Source organism: Gordonibacter urolithinfaciens, from assembly GCF_900199375.1.
Taxonomy (GTDB): domain Bacteria; phylum Actinomycetota; class Coriobacteriia; order Coriobacteriales; family Eggerthellaceae; genus Gordonibacter; species Gordonibacter urolithinfaciens.
This window is the reverse complement of the sequence record NZ_LT900217.1, coordinates 1,523,661-1,537,722: the sequence shown is the minus strand read 5'-3', so window position 1 is coordinate 1,537,722 and position 14,062 is coordinate 1,523,661. Positions and strand designations below refer to the sequence as shown.

General features: G+C 67.0%; 11 protein-coding genes. 8 read left to right on the top strand and 3 right to left on the bottom strand.

Annotation, left to right across the window (positions count from 1 at the left end):
- Positions 1-611: 611 nt before the first annotated feature.
- The 3 genes from BN3560_RS06640 to BN3560_RS06630 all read left to right on the top strand — a co-directional run bounded on the left by BN3560_RS06640 (position 612) and on the right by BN3560_RS06630 (position 5,351).
- Positions 612-2,855, top strand: coding sequence for a serine/threonine-protein kinase (locus BN3560_RS06640; RefSeq protein WP_231897356.1), 2,244 nt, complete (start codon positions 612-614; stop codon positions 2,853-2,855).
- Between the two features lie 149 nt (positions 2,856-3,004).
- The gene (locus BN3560_RS06635) at positions 3,005-3,901 is read left to right on the top strand and encodes an acetamidase/formamidase family protein (RefSeq protein WP_096227479.1); all 897 of its coding nucleotides are present in this window, start codon (positions 3,005-3,007) and stop codon (positions 3,899-3,901) included.
- A 34-nt stretch (positions 3,902-3,935) separates the two neighbouring features.
- The gene (locus BN3560_RS06630) at positions 3,936-5,351 is read left to right on the top strand and encodes an APC family permease (protein WP_096227478.1); all 1,416 of its coding nucleotides are present in this window, start codon (positions 3,936-3,938) and stop codon (positions 5,349-5,351) included.
- A 96-nt stretch (positions 5,352-5,447) separates the two neighbouring features.
- On the opposite strand, the gene BN3560_RS06625 is transcribed toward BN3560_RS06630, so the two are convergent.
- The 3 genes from BN3560_RS06625 to BN3560_RS14690 form a co-directional block, all read right to left on the bottom strand.
- On the bottom strand, positions 5,448-6,323 hold the full coding sequence (locus tag BN3560_RS06625) for a PfkB family carbohydrate kinase (RefSeq protein ID WP_096227477.1): 876 nt from the start codon (positions 6,321-6,323) through the stop codon (positions 5,448-5,450).
- A gap of 155 nt (positions 6,324-6,478) precedes the next feature.
- Positions 6,479-6,679: a DUF6724 family protein gene (locus BN3560_RS06620; RefSeq protein WP_087191501.1), complete on the bottom strand. Its 201-nt coding sequence runs from the start codon at positions 6,677-6,679 to the stop codon at positions 6,479-6,481.
- A 78-nt stretch (positions 6,680-6,757) separates the two neighbouring features.
- Positions 6,758-7,159, bottom strand: coding sequence for a hypothetical protein (locus tag BN3560_RS14690; protein WP_172623281.1), 402 nt, complete (start codon positions 7,157-7,159; stop codon positions 6,758-6,760).
- On the opposite strand from BN3560_RS14690, the gene BN3560_RS06615 reads away from it, so the two are divergent.
- The 5 genes from BN3560_RS06615 (at position 7,158) to BN3560_RS06595 (ending at position 14,062) form a co-directional block, all read left to right on the top strand.
- Positions 7,158-9,611 (top strand): hybrid sensor histidine kinase/response regulator, encoded by a 2,454-nt coding sequence (locus BN3560_RS06615; RefSeq protein WP_172623280.1) that lies wholly within the window; start codon positions 7,158-7,160, stop codon positions 9,609-9,611. The genes BN3560_RS14690 and BN3560_RS06615 overlap by 2 nt on opposite strands.
- A 145-nt stretch (positions 9,612-9,756) precedes the next feature.
- Entirely contained in the window at positions 9,757-11,046 is a 1,290-nt protein-coding gene (gene serS / locus BN3560_RS06610) for a serine--tRNA ligase (RefSeq protein ID WP_096227476.1), read from the top strand.
- 30 nt (positions 11,047-11,076) lie between these two features.
- Positions 11,077-12,381: a hypothetical protein gene (locus tag BN3560_RS06605; protein ID WP_096227475.1), complete on the top strand. Its 1,305-nt coding sequence runs from the start codon at positions 11,077-11,079 to the stop codon at positions 12,379-12,381.
- Complete coding sequence (locus BN3560_RS06600; protein ID WP_096227474.1) at positions 12,382-12,792, top strand: cyanophycin synthetase family protein; 411 nt, start codon at positions 12,382-12,384, stop codon at positions 12,790-12,792.
- Between the two features lie 4 nt (positions 12,793-12,796).
- Positions 12,797-14,062, top strand: coding sequence for an aminotransferase-like domain-containing protein (locus tag BN3560_RS06595; protein ID WP_096227473.1), 1,266 nt, complete (start codon positions 12,797-12,799; stop codon positions 14,060-14,062).

Below are 14,062 nucleotides of genomic sequence, written 5' to 3'. Positions count from 1 at the left end.
GCTGCCGAGCCGCCTCTAAAGTCGCCGTACCATGCAGCGCCGCGCCGCCAGTTGCGGCACCGAACTGCCTCTCCGACAAGAGTCTAGCGCGAAAGGCTGGAGGGAACTAGCCGTTTTCGGACGTCAAGTTGAAACCTCTGTGGAACAACGCCGCATTCGCGCGTCCGGCGCTGTTTCCTGAAGCCTCGCGTTTGCGGCCCGTTCGCCCGGTTCGTCATCTGACGCCGAAAACGCCTGCTGCTGTCAAAAAAGAGCCGGTTTGGCAATCTGGATGTCGGCCTTGGAAGGTCTTCTCTGCGAGGAACTAGAAAAAGGCCAGGTCGCGTTACACACTGCACCACCTTCGAAGTGGCAGCGGTTGCCAAACCGGCGCTTTTTTGACAGCAGCAGGCGTTTTTGCCGGCAGGCCGGTAACTACGGCCAGACAGCAGGTCCGGCTGGACCAGAAGAATGACTGCTGGTTTCGAGGAGCGCCGTCGCTCGTTCATTCGACGCTTCCGGGTGGGGAGCGTGCCGTGGAGGGGCGAATTGCGCTATCATGGTCGGTGCAGGCGCGCGGTGCTCGCCTGCCGCTTTCTGAAACGAACCCGCAACGACCGCAGAGAAGGCGCATGGCACGCAACCAGCTCATATTGGATCGGTACCGACCCATCGGGGAGTCGCGCTCGGGCGGCTTCGGCACGGTGCGTGTTGCGTGGGACACGCGCATCCAGCGCAAGGTGGCCATCAAGTGCATCGAGCTCGACGAGGTGGATGCCGCACGTGCGGCGCTGCCGGGTGCCGATGCGGTGCGGCGGCAGACGACCGCCCCCGCCTCTGCGCCTGTCGAAGCCCACGGCTATCCCGAGCAGGCGGGTGCCGGCGCGATGCCGCGCTTCGACGAGGTCGACTGGGACGATATCCCGTCTTGGGAAGGCGAGGATGTGTTCCCGGGCGAGGAGCCGCCCGTCGCGCAACGGCGCGCGGCCCAATCCGGCGTGGCTGCGGGACGCAATCCCGACGACGTCCCGCCTTGGGAGGACCTCCCCGCCGCCCCTCCGCCGCCTCCCGACTTCGAGAGTCCCTTCCGTAAGCGGGACAAGGCTGCCGCGACCGCAGCCGCGCGCCCCTCATCCGCCGCGCCCCATGGTTCCCCGGCTGCCGCAGCCTACCGCGACCCCGCGGCCGACCTGGACGACGACCTGCCGCCGGTGCGCTCGCTCTCCCACATCCCCGGCTTGGACGAGGCGCGCACGGCCGCCATGCTCACCGACCCGAACATCGTCACGGTGTACGACTTCGAGGTGCAGGGCCAGACGGCCTACCTTATTATGGAGTACATCGAGGGCATCACCCTCACGGAACTGCTGCACGACTACGCCGACTACCTCACGCTCGACATGGTGGCCGCCGTGTTCGGCTCCGTCGCCCACGCGCTGGAGGTGGCCCACGAGAACCAGGTGCTCCACCTGGACATCAAGCCGGACAACGTATTGATCAACCGCCAGGGACAGGTGAAGGTGACGGACTTCGGCCTGGCCACGCTCGCGGATGCCGGCGGCTTCGGCGCGGCGGGCGGCGGTACCATCGGCTACATGCCGCTCGAGCAGATGCGCGGCGTGAGCCTGGACGCACGTTGCGACGAGTGGGCACTCGCCTCCGTCACGTACGAGATGCTGGCCGGCGAGAACCCGTTCCTTGCGCCCGATCTGGCCCGCGCGGAGTCCGCCATCGAGGATGCGGAGCTCGTGCTGCCTTCGCTGTGCTGGGACGAGCTCGATCCGGCGGTCGACGACGTGGTGTTCTACGCGCTCGACCCCGACCGCGAGCAGCGCTACGACAACGTGACCGACTTCGCCGAGGAGATGGAGAAGTTCCTGGGCGACCCGAGGACGGGTCATCGCGAGCTGGCCGTCATCGTAGGCGATGCGCAGGGCGACGACGAGGCGGAAGAGGAAGAAAGAGCGCCGCACCCGTCCCGTCCCCCGCGTGTGCCGCTGCGCGAGCGCATCACGCGCCGGCAGGCGGCCGTGGCGGCGCGCATCGTGGGCGCGGCGGGCAGCGGGGCCGTGGCATTCGTGGCGCTGGCGAACTTGCCGCAGATAGGCGGCCTGGAGGGTATCTTCGGCCTGGCGGGGCCGGCCCTGCTGCTGTTCTGGGGGCTGTTCGCGCTCATTGCGCTGGCCGGCGCGCTCAAGCCGCACCTGGGAGCATTGCTGGCCTACTTCGCGCTGGCCGCGGCGCTCATCGCGCAGGGCGCGCCGGCTGCCGGCTGCGTACTGCTGGCGGCTACGGCGGTGTGGTGGTACTTCGCCGGGCGGTTGGGCAACGCGGCGGCGAACGCCACGTTCGCCGTGCCCCTGGCCGGCGCCGTGGGCGGCAACCAGCTGGCGCCCGTGGTGGCCGGGTTCTTCCTGCCGCCAGCCCGCGCGCTCGGCACGACGGCGTTCGCGCTGCTCGTGGCCGCGCTGCTGGCATCGTTCGGCTCCGGCAACCTGCTGGGATGGGACGCGTTCGCCCGTTGGGACTTCGCCGGCACCGACGTGCAGGCGAACCTGGGCGCGCTGCTCTTGCAGCCCGCCACCTGGTGCGTGGCCGTCAGCTGGCTGGCCGCCGCCGCAGTTCTCTCCGCGTGTCGGTGCCGTCTGTCGCGCATCCTCGCGGTGCTCGGCATCGTGCTGGTCGCCGCCGCGCTCGTGGCCGGCATCTGCGCTGCGGCTTGGCTTGCCTCGGGCCAGCTCACCTGGATGCCCTCGGTTGCGGCCATCGTGTCCACGGCCGTGGCCGTCGCCGTCCTTGTCGTTGCCAGCCACCTGGAGCCACCTGCGCTCGACCTGCAGGAGGAATGGGAAGAAGCCGCGTCGAGCGAAGGCTGACCGGCATTTCCTCCTAAATAGCGCGTGCGTTCGCGTTCCTTCTGGAGTATCGTGTGATGCGCCAACGGTAGAGCGCTCTATTGCGCAGGAGCGTTGCGGCCATGGCGTCAGAAGAATACGAGCAAGCGAGACGAAGAAAGGGGAAACCCATGCATCAGCTAGGAGACGAGTGCGTGCTGTTCGCGTTCGCGCGCGACCTCGAACCGGCGCTCCGGGTGGCGTCGGGCGACACGGTACGCATCCGCACGCAGGACTGCTTCGGCAACCAGGTGCAGGCGCCCGAGGACCAGCTTGACGAGATCGACTGGGACGCCATCAACCCGGCCACGGGCCCCGTGTACGTGGAGGGAGCCGTCCCCGGCGGCGCACTGAAGGTGAGCATCGACAACATCGAGCTGGACGCGCAGACGGCCTCGTGCACCGGCAAGGACGAGGGCGTGTGCGGCGACCGCTTCGATGCGTGGAGCACGCGCCTGTGCGCCATCGAGGACGGCAAGCTCAGGTGGAGCGACAAGCTGTCCATCCCGCTCAACCCCATGATCGGTGTTATCGGCGTTGCCCCGGAGGGCGAGCCCGTGAACTGCGGCACGCCGGGCAGCCACGGCGGCAACATGGACAACACCGCCATCACCACGGGGGCCACGCTCTACTTCCCGGTGGCCGTGGAAGGCGCGCTCTTCGGCTGCGGCGACATGCACGCGGCCATGGGCGACGGCGAGATCAGCGTCTCGGGTGCGGAGGTGGCCGGCTGGGCCACGGTCACGCTCACGGCACTCCCGGACCTGCATCTCGCGGACCCGCTTATCGAGAACGACACGCACTTCGGCGTGATCGCCTCGGCCGAGACGCTCGACGCAGCAGCCGACCGCGCCGTGCACGAGATGGTGGACCTGCTGCATGACCGCACCGGCGTGGCCCAAGACGAGCTCGTCATGCTGCTGTCGCTCGTGGCAGACGTGCAGGTGTGCCAGATGGTCGACCCGGAGAAGACCGTGCGCTTCATGGTGCCGAAGTACGTGCTGGACGCGCTCGGCTTCGCGCTGTAGGGCAAAGACAAACCAAGAAAACAGGGGGGATCCAATGACTGAAGAGCAGAAGGCGGTCTCGTCCGCCAACGACGCGGCCCAATCCCAAAGCGCCGCCTCCGAGGCCGCGCTGGAGGCCATGGGCTACAAGCAGGAGCTCAAGCGCGCCATGTCCGTGCCCGACATGCTGGTGTACGGGCTCATCTTCATGGTGCCCATCGCGCCGTTCGGAATCTACGGCGGCGTGTTCGGCGACTCGGGCGGCATGCCCGCGCTCGTGTACCTGGTGGGCATGGTGGCCATGATCTTCACGGCGTTCTCCTACGCCACCCTCTCGCAGGCGTTCCCCGTGTCCGGCTCGGTGTACGGCTACACCAGCCGCGGCATCAACAAGCCGGTGGGCTTCGTGACCGGCTGGACCATGCTGCTGGACTACCTGCTGGTGCCCACGCTGCTGTACGTGGTGGCCGCGCAGGCCATGAGCGGCATCGTGCCCGAGGTGCCCGCGCTCATCTGGGGCATCCTGTTCGTGGCCATCAACACGTTCGTGAACATCCGCGGCATCGAGCTCACGGTCATCGTCGACCGCGTGGCCGTGGTGCTGGAGATACTGTGCCTGGGCGTGTTCGTGGTCATGGGCGCGCTGTGGATCGCCACCGACCCGCTGTCCAACGGCTTCACCATCCAGCCGTTCTACAACCCCGAGACGTTCAACCCCGGCCTGGTGATGAGCGCCGTGTCGCTGGGCGTGCTGTCGTTCCTCGGCTTCGACGGCATCGCCACGCTGTCCGAGGAGGCCAAGGACGCGAAGAAGGGCCCGTCGAAGGCCATGGTGGGGTCGCTCCTGATCGTGGGCTTCCTGTTCATGCTGCAAACCTACATCGCGGGCTGCATCAGCCCCGACGGCGCCGTGTTCGCGAACGACCCCGACAACGCGTTCTACCTGGTGGCCGAGGTTGCCGGCGGCAAGTTCCTCTACGTGCTGTGCGCGCTGGCCACGGCCATCGCGTGGGGCATCTTCAACTCGCTGGCCGCTCAGACGGCCATCAGCCGCATCCTGTTCGCCATGAGCCGCGACGGCAACCTGCCGAAGGCGCTTGCAAAGGTGCATCCCAAGTTCAAGACGCCCTACGTGGCAGCCGCGTTCGTGGGCGCGCTGTCGCTCGTGCTGGTCATCGTGTTCGAGCAGCTGGGCATCGACGCCATCTCGCGCCTCGTGAACTTCGGCGCGCTCACGTCGTTCTGCGTGCTGCACGTGACGGTGGTGTGGCACTTCTTTATCAAAGAGCGCGACGGCAAGGTGTTCACGCACCTCATCCTGCCGCTTCTGGGCTTCATCATCGTGGGCTACACGTGGATCAGCCTCGACCCGGCGTCCAAGACCATGGGCATCATCTGGGTCGTCGCCGGCATCGCGTACTATTTCGTGCTGCACAAGGTGATGAAGAAGAACGTCGACCTGGAGGTGTAGCGCCCCAACCGCCCGCTGGAGCATAGCGCAAAAACGCCCTCGGGAACCCAATCCCGAGGGCGTCGCCTGTCGACTGCGTGATGCGATCGCGTCCCTCTACAGCAGTTCGCACACCTTTCCCAGCAGGGGCTCGAAGCTCACGCCGCGGTCGCGGAACTCGGGCTGCTTCGCACTCACGATCATGGCGTCGTGCACGAAGTCGCCGGCGAAGCGCACGGCCTCCTCCAGCGTGCGGCCCGCCATGACGGCAGCCATCAGGCACGATGCGTACAGGTCGCCGGTGCCGTGCAGCATGTAGGGCAGGTACTCGTTGTGCACCTCCACGGTGTCCATGTCAACGCCGCCCACGAAGTTGCGGATGCACGTCTCGCCCTCGCGCTGGATGCCCTTGAGCACCACGTGCTTCGCGCCCTTCGCAACCAGCGCGTCCACCAACCGGTGCGCCTCCTCGTCCGAGATGTCCGTGCCGGCCCACTCGTCGCCGATGGGCTCGCCCAGGATGATGGCGGCCTCCGTCAGGTTCGGCGTGAGGATGTCGGCGCCGCAGGCCAGCTCGGCCATGGCGTCGCAGAGCTCGGGCGTGTAGGTGGGGTACACCTTGCCGTGGTCGGCCATCACCGGGTCGACCACGCGCAGCGCGGCGGGGTACAGGGCATACAGGTCGCGGATGCGGTCCACCTGCTCGGGCGCGCCCAAGAAACCGGAGTACACCGCATCGATCTCCACGCCGATGTTCTTCCAGGCCGCCAGGTAGTCCTTCAGCATGGAGGTGGTGTCGTGCATGTACCAGCCGGGGAACGCCGTGTGCGACGAGAACAGGCCGGTGGGCACGGGGCACACGTCGCAACCAGCGGCCGACAGCACGGGAATGGCCACGCCCAGCGAGCACTTGCCGTAGCCGCACAGGTCGTGCACGGCGGCAACGCGCGGGATGTAGTCGCCTTCGCGGGAGTACAGGGTGGTTTCGCTCATGGTTCGCTCTTTCTCGAAGGGGTCGGTGTCTGGTTCGTTGTCTGGCAATGGTACGATGCGGCGGGTGGGCGGCTCGAACCGTTGCCAAGTTGAAAACGGGCGCCGTGGGCGCCCGTTGGTGTCCTCTGCTCGAACCGATGCGGTAGGAGCTTCTGTTACTGGTCCTTCTCCTCGTCGTCATCATCGTCGAAGAACGACCAATCGTCTTCTTCGGCCTCGCGGCTGACGAAGCGCTTGCGCGTACGCCTCTCCATGATAATGCAGGCTATTATGCTGATGACCAGCCCGATGGCGATCAGGCATCCGATGCCCTCGAACGTCTCGAACAGGAAATGGTACAGTTGACCGAAGTCCATGGCAGCCTCTTCGTCCTATCTACGCAAAGTCCGCCCGCAGGCGTCACTTCTCCGATTAAGTTTTGCGGGTAGAGTATACTATGCCCGTGCAAATTCGGGATACCTCCACGACGAGAATCCTTCATATACGTGAACGCACCAACTGAAGACTGCGAAGGTGGGCGCATGCGCGCTGGAAACCAGGCGGGACGCGGCAGGCGGCTCGCTCTCTATATCGTCGCCGCCTTGGCAGCGGTTGTTGTCCTGGGCACCTCGCTCGGGCTCATGGGTTACATCGACCAGAAGCTCAAGCAGGGAGCCGAGCAGCAGGTGGTCACGTTCACGCAGCAAGCCGCCTCCAATGTCGCAGACCGCATCTTCATCGTGCAGAACGCTATCGGGGCGTTCGAGGTGCAATCGGCCGATCCGGTCACCGTCGTGCCGGCGCTGCAGGGCCTGCGCGACCAGTTCGGCTTTGCCGAGGTTTGCGTTCTCGGGCATGGATGGCCGAGGGGTCCTCTCGGACGGCACGCCGTTCTCCGTGGAAGAGATGGCCCAGCCCGAAACGGCCCTCTCGCAGGGCAAGGACTCGTACTCCTCCACGTTCGAGCTGGACGATGGCCGCCGCGTGCGCCTGGCACAGCGTCCCCTCTATCTCGATGGGCAGCAGATAGGCGCGCTGTACGTGCAGATTCCCCTGTCCATGTTCTCCATGAGCAAGCAGTTGGACATGTTCGACGGACGCGGCTACTTCATGCTGTTCCAAGGGACGACGGGCGAGATACTCGTGCCTCCTATCGAAGACACGAAAACGCCGGTGAACAGCGGCATGACGGTCTACTCGTTCCTCGACCAGGCGGCGGAATACGAGCGACCTCCCGACGACGGCATGACGGAGATGATGGCCTTGTCGTTCGGCGAAGATGCGGAAGATCTGCCCACGTTGGACGAGACGGTCGCGGCGGGCGAGACGGGGCTTGCCGTCGGGTTCGTTGACGGCAAGGACAGCTACGTGTGCGTGGCGCCGGTGGGAGAGGGCAGCTGGTACGTATGCAACGTCATACCCGTGGAGAACGTGCGCGCCGAGGCGTCTATCGTGCTCACCGCGTTCCAGGTGGTGTTCGCCGTGGTAGTGCTGTGCTTCGCCGCCGTCATCGCGCTCATGTTCTCCTCGTATCGCAAGCGCATGCTCGAGCGCAACGTGGCCATGAAGTCGCGCCTGTACAAGGCCCTGTCCGACAGCTTGGATATGGCGGTTAACCTGTACTGCCCCGTAGACGGTACCGTCACGCCCATCGTGGCGAAGGCTGCGCGCATCCTGGGCTTCACCATGCCCGAGATCATCGCAGACCCCCGCGTCGCCGACGAGCTGCAGCTGTCGGAGCAGGGCCGCGGCCTGCTGGACCGCCTGCGCGAAGGTGCAGTGCAGGCCCCGCAACAGGGCCAGTTCTCATTCGTGCACCTGCAGACAGGCAAGGTGCGGTGGATAGCGTATTCTGCCAGCCCCTTGAGCTACGAGGGCAAGCAGCGCATCCTGGTGGTGTTGCGCGACGTTACCACCGAGAAGGAGCTGCAGCTGTCCATGAAGGATGCCATGACGGCCGCCGAGGCCGCCAACCAGGCGAAATCCGAATTTCTCTCGCGTATGAGCCATGAGATACGCACGCCTATGAACGCCATCATAGGCATGCTGCAGATAGCGAAGCTGCATACCGACGATGCCGAGAGGACCGAGGAGAGCCTGCGGAAAATCGGTGCGGCGTCCGACCATCTGCTCAACCTCATCAACGACGTGCTGGACATCTCGAAGATCGAGAGCGGGAAGATGGTGCTAACGAGCGAGCCGTTCCGCTTGTCGGTGCTTTTGGAGCGCGCGGCCGCCGTCATCGGCCCGCAATGCGAGCAGAAGGGCCAGGCCTTCGAGGTGGTCGTTCCCGAAGACGACGAGGTGTTCGTGGGCGACGCCGTGCGCCTGCGCCAGCTCCTCATCAACCTGTTGACGAATTCCGTGAAGTACACGCGGCCGGGCGGCCATGTGAGGCTGGAGGCATCCATCGACGCAGACTCGATCGTAGCCTACCGCTGCGTGACCTTCGTGGTGGCCGACGATGGCATCGGCATGACCGAGGAGTTCCACGAGCACCTGTTCGAGCCGTTCGTTATGGAGGGGCGCGCGAACGTGCAGGGTACGGGTCTCGGCATGCCCATCGTGAAGAACATCGTTACCATGATGGGCGGCGACATACACGTGCGCACCGCGGTCGACCAGGGCACGACGTTCACCATCACGGTGAACCTGCGGCTGGCGTTCGAGCCCGAGCGCCGCGCGCTGGCGGCGGCCGAGCGGGCGGGCGATGCGTGGGAGGGCTCGCTCGACGTGTCGGGTCGGCCGCAGAAGCAACCGCAATCGCACTTAACCGAGGTGGCTTTCGACGGCCTGTACGGAACGGCGTCGCGTGTGCCCGCGCCGTCCTCGTTGTCTCTCCCGTCGGCCACGAGGTCGCCCCTGCTGCGGCCCGACGGCCCCGCGACGGCCCCTCTGCCCACGGCGGCGAGCCTCGCGGGCACGCGCGTGCTGCTGGCCGAGGACAACGACTTGAACGCCGAGATAGCCTGCGAGCTTCTGGGCGAGTCCGGCCTGGAGGTTGAGTGGGCCGAGAACGGCGAGGAGGCGTGCCGCCTGTTCGCCGAGTCCGAACCGGGCTACTACGACGTGGTGCTCATGGACGTGCAGATGCCGGTGATGGACGGTTACGAAGCCACCCGTTGCATTCGCGCGCTCCCGCGTACCGACGCCGCCGACGTGCCCATCATCGCCATGTCGGCGAACGCCTTCGCAGAGGACGTGCGCGCCTCGCTGGAGTGCGGCATGGACGCCCACCTGTCCAAGCCCATCGACATGCGTCGCGTGCTCAAGGAGATAGCCATCCACCTTCAAAAGCGCCGCAGCTAGCGGGCGCGCGGGCGAAAGAGGCGCTGCTTGCGGAACTGGCCGGGAACATGCCGAGCGAGTGAAGGATTGCATGAGGCGCTCGTGGGTGCGATATACTGAAGTTATACTGAAACGATAACCGGGTCCTACCGAGAAGGAGCGCGTCATGCTAGACATCAAGTTCGTCCGCGACAACCAGGCAGCCGTCGCCGAGGCGATGGAAAACCGCCATGCCTCGTGGGATGCCGCTCGCTTCTCCGAACTGGACGAGACCCGTCGTGCCGCCATCGCGAAGGAGGAGGCGCTGCAGGCCGAGCGCAACGCCGCCTCGAAGTCCATCGGCGCCATGATGGGCGCCGGCCAGAAAGACGAGGCCGAGGCTGCCAAGGAGCGCGTGCGCGCCATCAACGACGAGCTGGCCGTGATCGGCAAGGAGCGCGAAGCCGCCGACGAGGCCCTGCGCGACCTGCTGCTGGCCACGCCGAACATGCCGGCCGACTCCACGCCCGTGGGCGAGAGCGAGGACGACAACCCCGAGGTGCGCCGCTGGGGCACGCCGCGCGACTTCGCCGCCGAGGGCTTCGAGATGAAGCCGCACTGGGACCTGGGGCCGGAGCTCGGCATCATCGACTTCGAGCGCGCGGTGAAGCTCGCGCGCAGCCGCTTCATCCTGCTGGGCGGCCTGGGCGCCCGCCTGGAGCGCGCCCTCATTAACTTCATGGCCGACACGCACTCCTCGCGCGGCTACAAGGAATGGTGGTGCCCGGCCATGGCCAACGCCGAGACGCTCACCGGCACGGGCCAGCTGCCGAAGTTCGAGGAAGACCTGTTCCACACCACCGAGGGCCTCTACCTCATCCCCACGGCCGAGGTGCAGCTCACGAACATCCACGCCGGCGAGGTGCTCGACGCCGGCCAGCTGCCGCTCAAGTACTGCGCGTTCACCCCGTGCTTCCGCGAGGAGGCGGGCAGCGCCGGCCGCGACACGCGCGGGCTCATCCGCGTGCACCAGTTCGACAAGGTGGAGATGGTGAAGTACGCCAAGCCCGAGGAGAGCTTCGACGACCTGGAGGCCATGGTGGCCGACGCCGAGAACATCCTGCAGCTGCTGGGCCTGCCGTACCGCGTGATCAGCCTGTGCACGGGCGACATCGGGTTCTCGGCCGCCAAGACGTACGACCTCGAGGTGTGGCTGCCCAGCTACAACGGCTACAAGGAGATCTCGTCGTGCTCCAACTGCACGGACTTCCAGGCGCGCCGCGCGAACATCAAGTACCGCGACCCCGCGAATTTCAAGGGCTCGCGCTTCGTGCACACGTTGAACGGCTCGGGTCTGGCGGTTGGCCGCACGATGGCCGCCGTCATCGAGAACTACCAGCAGGCCGACGGCACCGTGCGCGTGCCCGACGTGCTGGTTCCCTACATGGGCGGCGTCGAGGTCATCGCGCCCGAATAGGCGCGGCGGGCTCGGTCAGGGGCGAAGCGCGTGGTAACGAAGCGCAAGTCGGTAAAGAACGCGAAGAAGATCTCCAGCATGCCGGACGCGGCGAAGGCCGCGTCCGGCGTTTCGGCGAAGGCTGCCGCCACAGGTCCGGTTAAGGCCGTGCCCAAAAGCCCGGCGAAGGGCGCGGAGAAGGAGCCCGCCGAGGCTCCGGCGAAGGCAGCTTCGGCGGATGCGGCCAAAAGCTCGGCCAAGCGTGCGGTCGAGGGCCTGGCGAAAGGCCCTGCCAAGGATCCTGCCGAGGGCGCGGCCAAGGCGGGCGGCGCGAAGCCCAAGCCGTCCGTTGCCTCTGCGCGCAAGGTTGCCGTTCCGCCGGCGCCGGCGGAAGCCTCGGCGTCGAGTGGCGCGCGGTCGAAAAAGGCGGCGAAGCGGAAGGGCGCACCAGGACAGAGCGGGCGTCTCGAGAAGCAGGCGAGCGCCGCGGCTGGAACGGGCGAGGATGCGGAGGCGGCCCCGTCCCGCGAGGGCGCGCCGCGCAAGCACGCAGGAGGCCGGCGCCGCTGGCCCTGGTGCGTGGCGCTCGGCGTGCTGGCGGTGCTGCTGGTTGCCGCGGCCGGGTTCTCGTGGGACCGCTGGCTGCGTTACGACGACGCGCGCGAGCTGCAGGGAGAGTGGCAGGTCGACGGCACGACGCGGGTGATCGTGATCGACGGCGCGTCTATCAAGCTCACCGACGACGTGGCCTACGCCTACACCATCGATCCTACGGCCAAGACCATCGAGTTCACGTTCGGGAACATGGAGGGATCTGGCCGCTACCGCTTCTCGGCCGATCGGTCGCAGCTCGTGGTGACGGAGGGGTCCTCTTACTCCGCCCTGTCCACGCTGTTCGAGGATGTCGGCTGGATGTGGGACGGGCTCGTGCGCTTCGTGCAGGGGCAGGCCCCGGCGCAGCCGGAGGCGGAGGAGGGCATCACCGTTCTCGCGCGCGTCTCGCACGACGCTGCGGCGCAGCCGCGTAACGACGAGGGGCTTGCCGCAGGTGCAGCAGGCGACCTGGCAAACGGCGCCCCGGGGGCCGGTTCGTCCGACGCTGCCAACGGCTCGGCAGGCGATGCGGGTGCGAGCGGCGGCGCCTCCGCGGATGCGGGCAGCACGGGCTCCAACGCGCCCGCCGGCGATGCGGGTTCCAGCGGGGATGCCGACGGCGGCACCAATGCGGGCGGCGGGAACGCCGCCAACGCCGGGGCCTCGAACTCGAATGCCTCCCCGTCCAACGGCCCGGGTTCGATCTCCCCTGCTCCCGACAATCTGTTCGACCTGAACGACGTGAACGACGCGGGTGCCTGATTGGACGCCCTCGCCATCGAGCGCCTCGTGGTGGGCGAGGGCCGCATCGGCTGCGACGTGGTCTTTGCCGCGCAGGCGCCGCGCACCACCGATCCCGTGCTCGCCGCCCGCGTGTGCGCGTCGTTCCCCAACCTGCCGCGCCATGCCTGCGTGAACGGGGCGGGCGACACGTTCGGCGCCGTCATGGAGGCCACGTCGCTGCCGCATTTGCTGGAGCACCTCGTCATCGACCTGCAGACGCAGGCGGCGCCTCCCGATGCGTCCCCCGACACCGCCTACGTGGGCATCACCAGGTGGACGGACGAAAACGCCGGGCGGGCGCACATCGAGGTGAGCTTCACCGACGATTTGGTAGCTTTGCGGGCTTTTCGCGACGCGGCGCGCTTTCTGAACGAAGCGGTGGTACTCTAACGCAATGACTACGGCACACCTCACATTCGACCAGACGGGCGACAAGATTGCCGAACGCGTCGTGAAGATGCGCTCTTCCGCCGTGCGCGACCTGTTCGCCGCCGCGTCGAACCCCAACATCATCTCGCTCTCCGGCGGCATGCCCGACGTGTCGCTGCTGCCGCACTCCGCCATCCGCGCGGCCACCCGCGCCGCCTGCGACGACGAGCGCGCCGTGGCGCTGCAGTACGGCTCCACCGACGGCCGCGTGGAAACGAAGCAGGTGTTCTGCGACCTCATGCGCGACATCGGCGTGCGCGCCAAGCCCGAGAACGTCATGATAACCACGGGCGCTCAAGAGGCGCTCGACCTTATTGCCAAGACGTTTTTGAATCCGGGCGACATCGTGCTGGCCGAGGGCCCCACCTACCTGGGCGCGCTGCAGGCGTTTTCCGCCTACGAGCCCGACATCCGCTGCATCCCCTTCGACGACGAGGGCATGCGCATGGACCTGCTGGAGGAAGAGCTCGCGCGCCTCGGCAAGGGCAACCTGCGCCTGAAGTTCCTCTACACCATCCCGAACTTCCAGAACCCCGGCGGCGTGACCATGGTGCCCGCCCGCCGCAAGCGCCTGCTGGAGCTGTCGGAGGAGTACGGCTTCATGGTGGTGGAGGACGACCCCTACGGCCGCCTGCGCTACGACGGCGGCCACGTGCTGCCGCTCAAGGCGCTCTCGGACGACGTCGTGTACCTGGGCACCGTGTCGAAGGTGTTCGCGCCGGGCCTGCGCACCGGCTGGATCGTGGCGCCGAAGAGCGTGCTGGCGAAGATCAACCTGGTGAAGCAGGGCACCGACCTCTGCGGAAGCGCCTTCAACCAGGTGGTGGTGGAGCACTACTTCACCGACACCCCGTGGCAGAAGACGTTGCAGAAGTTCGTGAAAACCTACCGCACGCGACGCGACGCCATGCTGGCCGCGTTGGACGAGCACTTCCCGGCCGAGGCCACCTGGACGCGCCCCGAAGGCGGCTTCTTCGTGTGGGTGACGCTGCCGCCGTACGTGGATACCGGCTCCATGCTGTCCGTGGCGCTGGAGAGGGGCGTGACGTACACGCCGGGCGACGGCTTCTATCCCGGCGGCTCCGCCGGCAAGAACTGCATGCGCATCGCGTTCTGCTACGAGAGCCCCGAGAACCTCGCCGAGGCCGTCAAGCGCCTCGCCGCCGTCATCAACGACCGCCTGGAGCTCTACCGCGCCTTCCTGGAGGCGGGCGCCATCAAAGCCGAATAA

What these genes read in the sequence shown, in the direction of transcription:
- BN3560_RS06640 (WP_231897356.1), top strand. Translation starts at nt 612, where the DNA reads ATGGCACGCAACCAGCTCATATTGGATCGGTACCGACCCATCGGGGAG.
- BN3560_RS06635 (WP_096227479.1), top strand. Translation starts at nt 3,005, where the DNA reads ATGCATCAGCTAGGAGACGAGTGCGTGCTGTTCGCGTTCGCGCGCGAC.
- BN3560_RS06630 (WP_096227478.1), top strand. Translation starts at nt 3,936, where the DNA reads ATGACTGAAGAGCAGAAGGCGGTCTCGTCCGCCAACGACGCGGCCCAA.
- BN3560_RS06625 (WP_096227477.1), bottom strand. Translation starts at nt 6,323, where the DNA reads ATGAGCGAAACCACCCTGTACTCCCGCGAAGGCGACTACATCCCGCGC.
- BN3560_RS06620 (WP_087191501.1), bottom strand. Translation starts at nt 6,679, where the DNA reads ATGGACTTCGGTCAACTGTACCATTTCCTGTTCGAGACGTTCGAGGGC.
- BN3560_RS06615 (WP_172623280.1), top strand. Translation starts at nt 7,158, where the DNA reads ATGGATGGCCGAGGGGTCCTCTCGGACGGCACGCCGTTCTCCGTGGAA.
- BN3560_RS14690 (WP_172623281.1), bottom strand. Translation starts at nt 7,159, where the DNA reads ATGCCCGAGAACGCAAACCTCGGCAAAGCCGAACTGGTCGCGCAGGCC.
- serS (WP_096227476.1), top strand. Translation starts at nt 9,757, where the DNA reads ATGCTAGACATCAAGTTCGTCCGCGACAACCAGGCAGCCGTCGCCGAG.
- BN3560_RS06595 (WP_096227473.1), top strand. Translation starts at nt 12,797, where the DNA reads ATGACTACGGCACACCTCACATTCGACCAGACGGGCGACAAGATTGCC.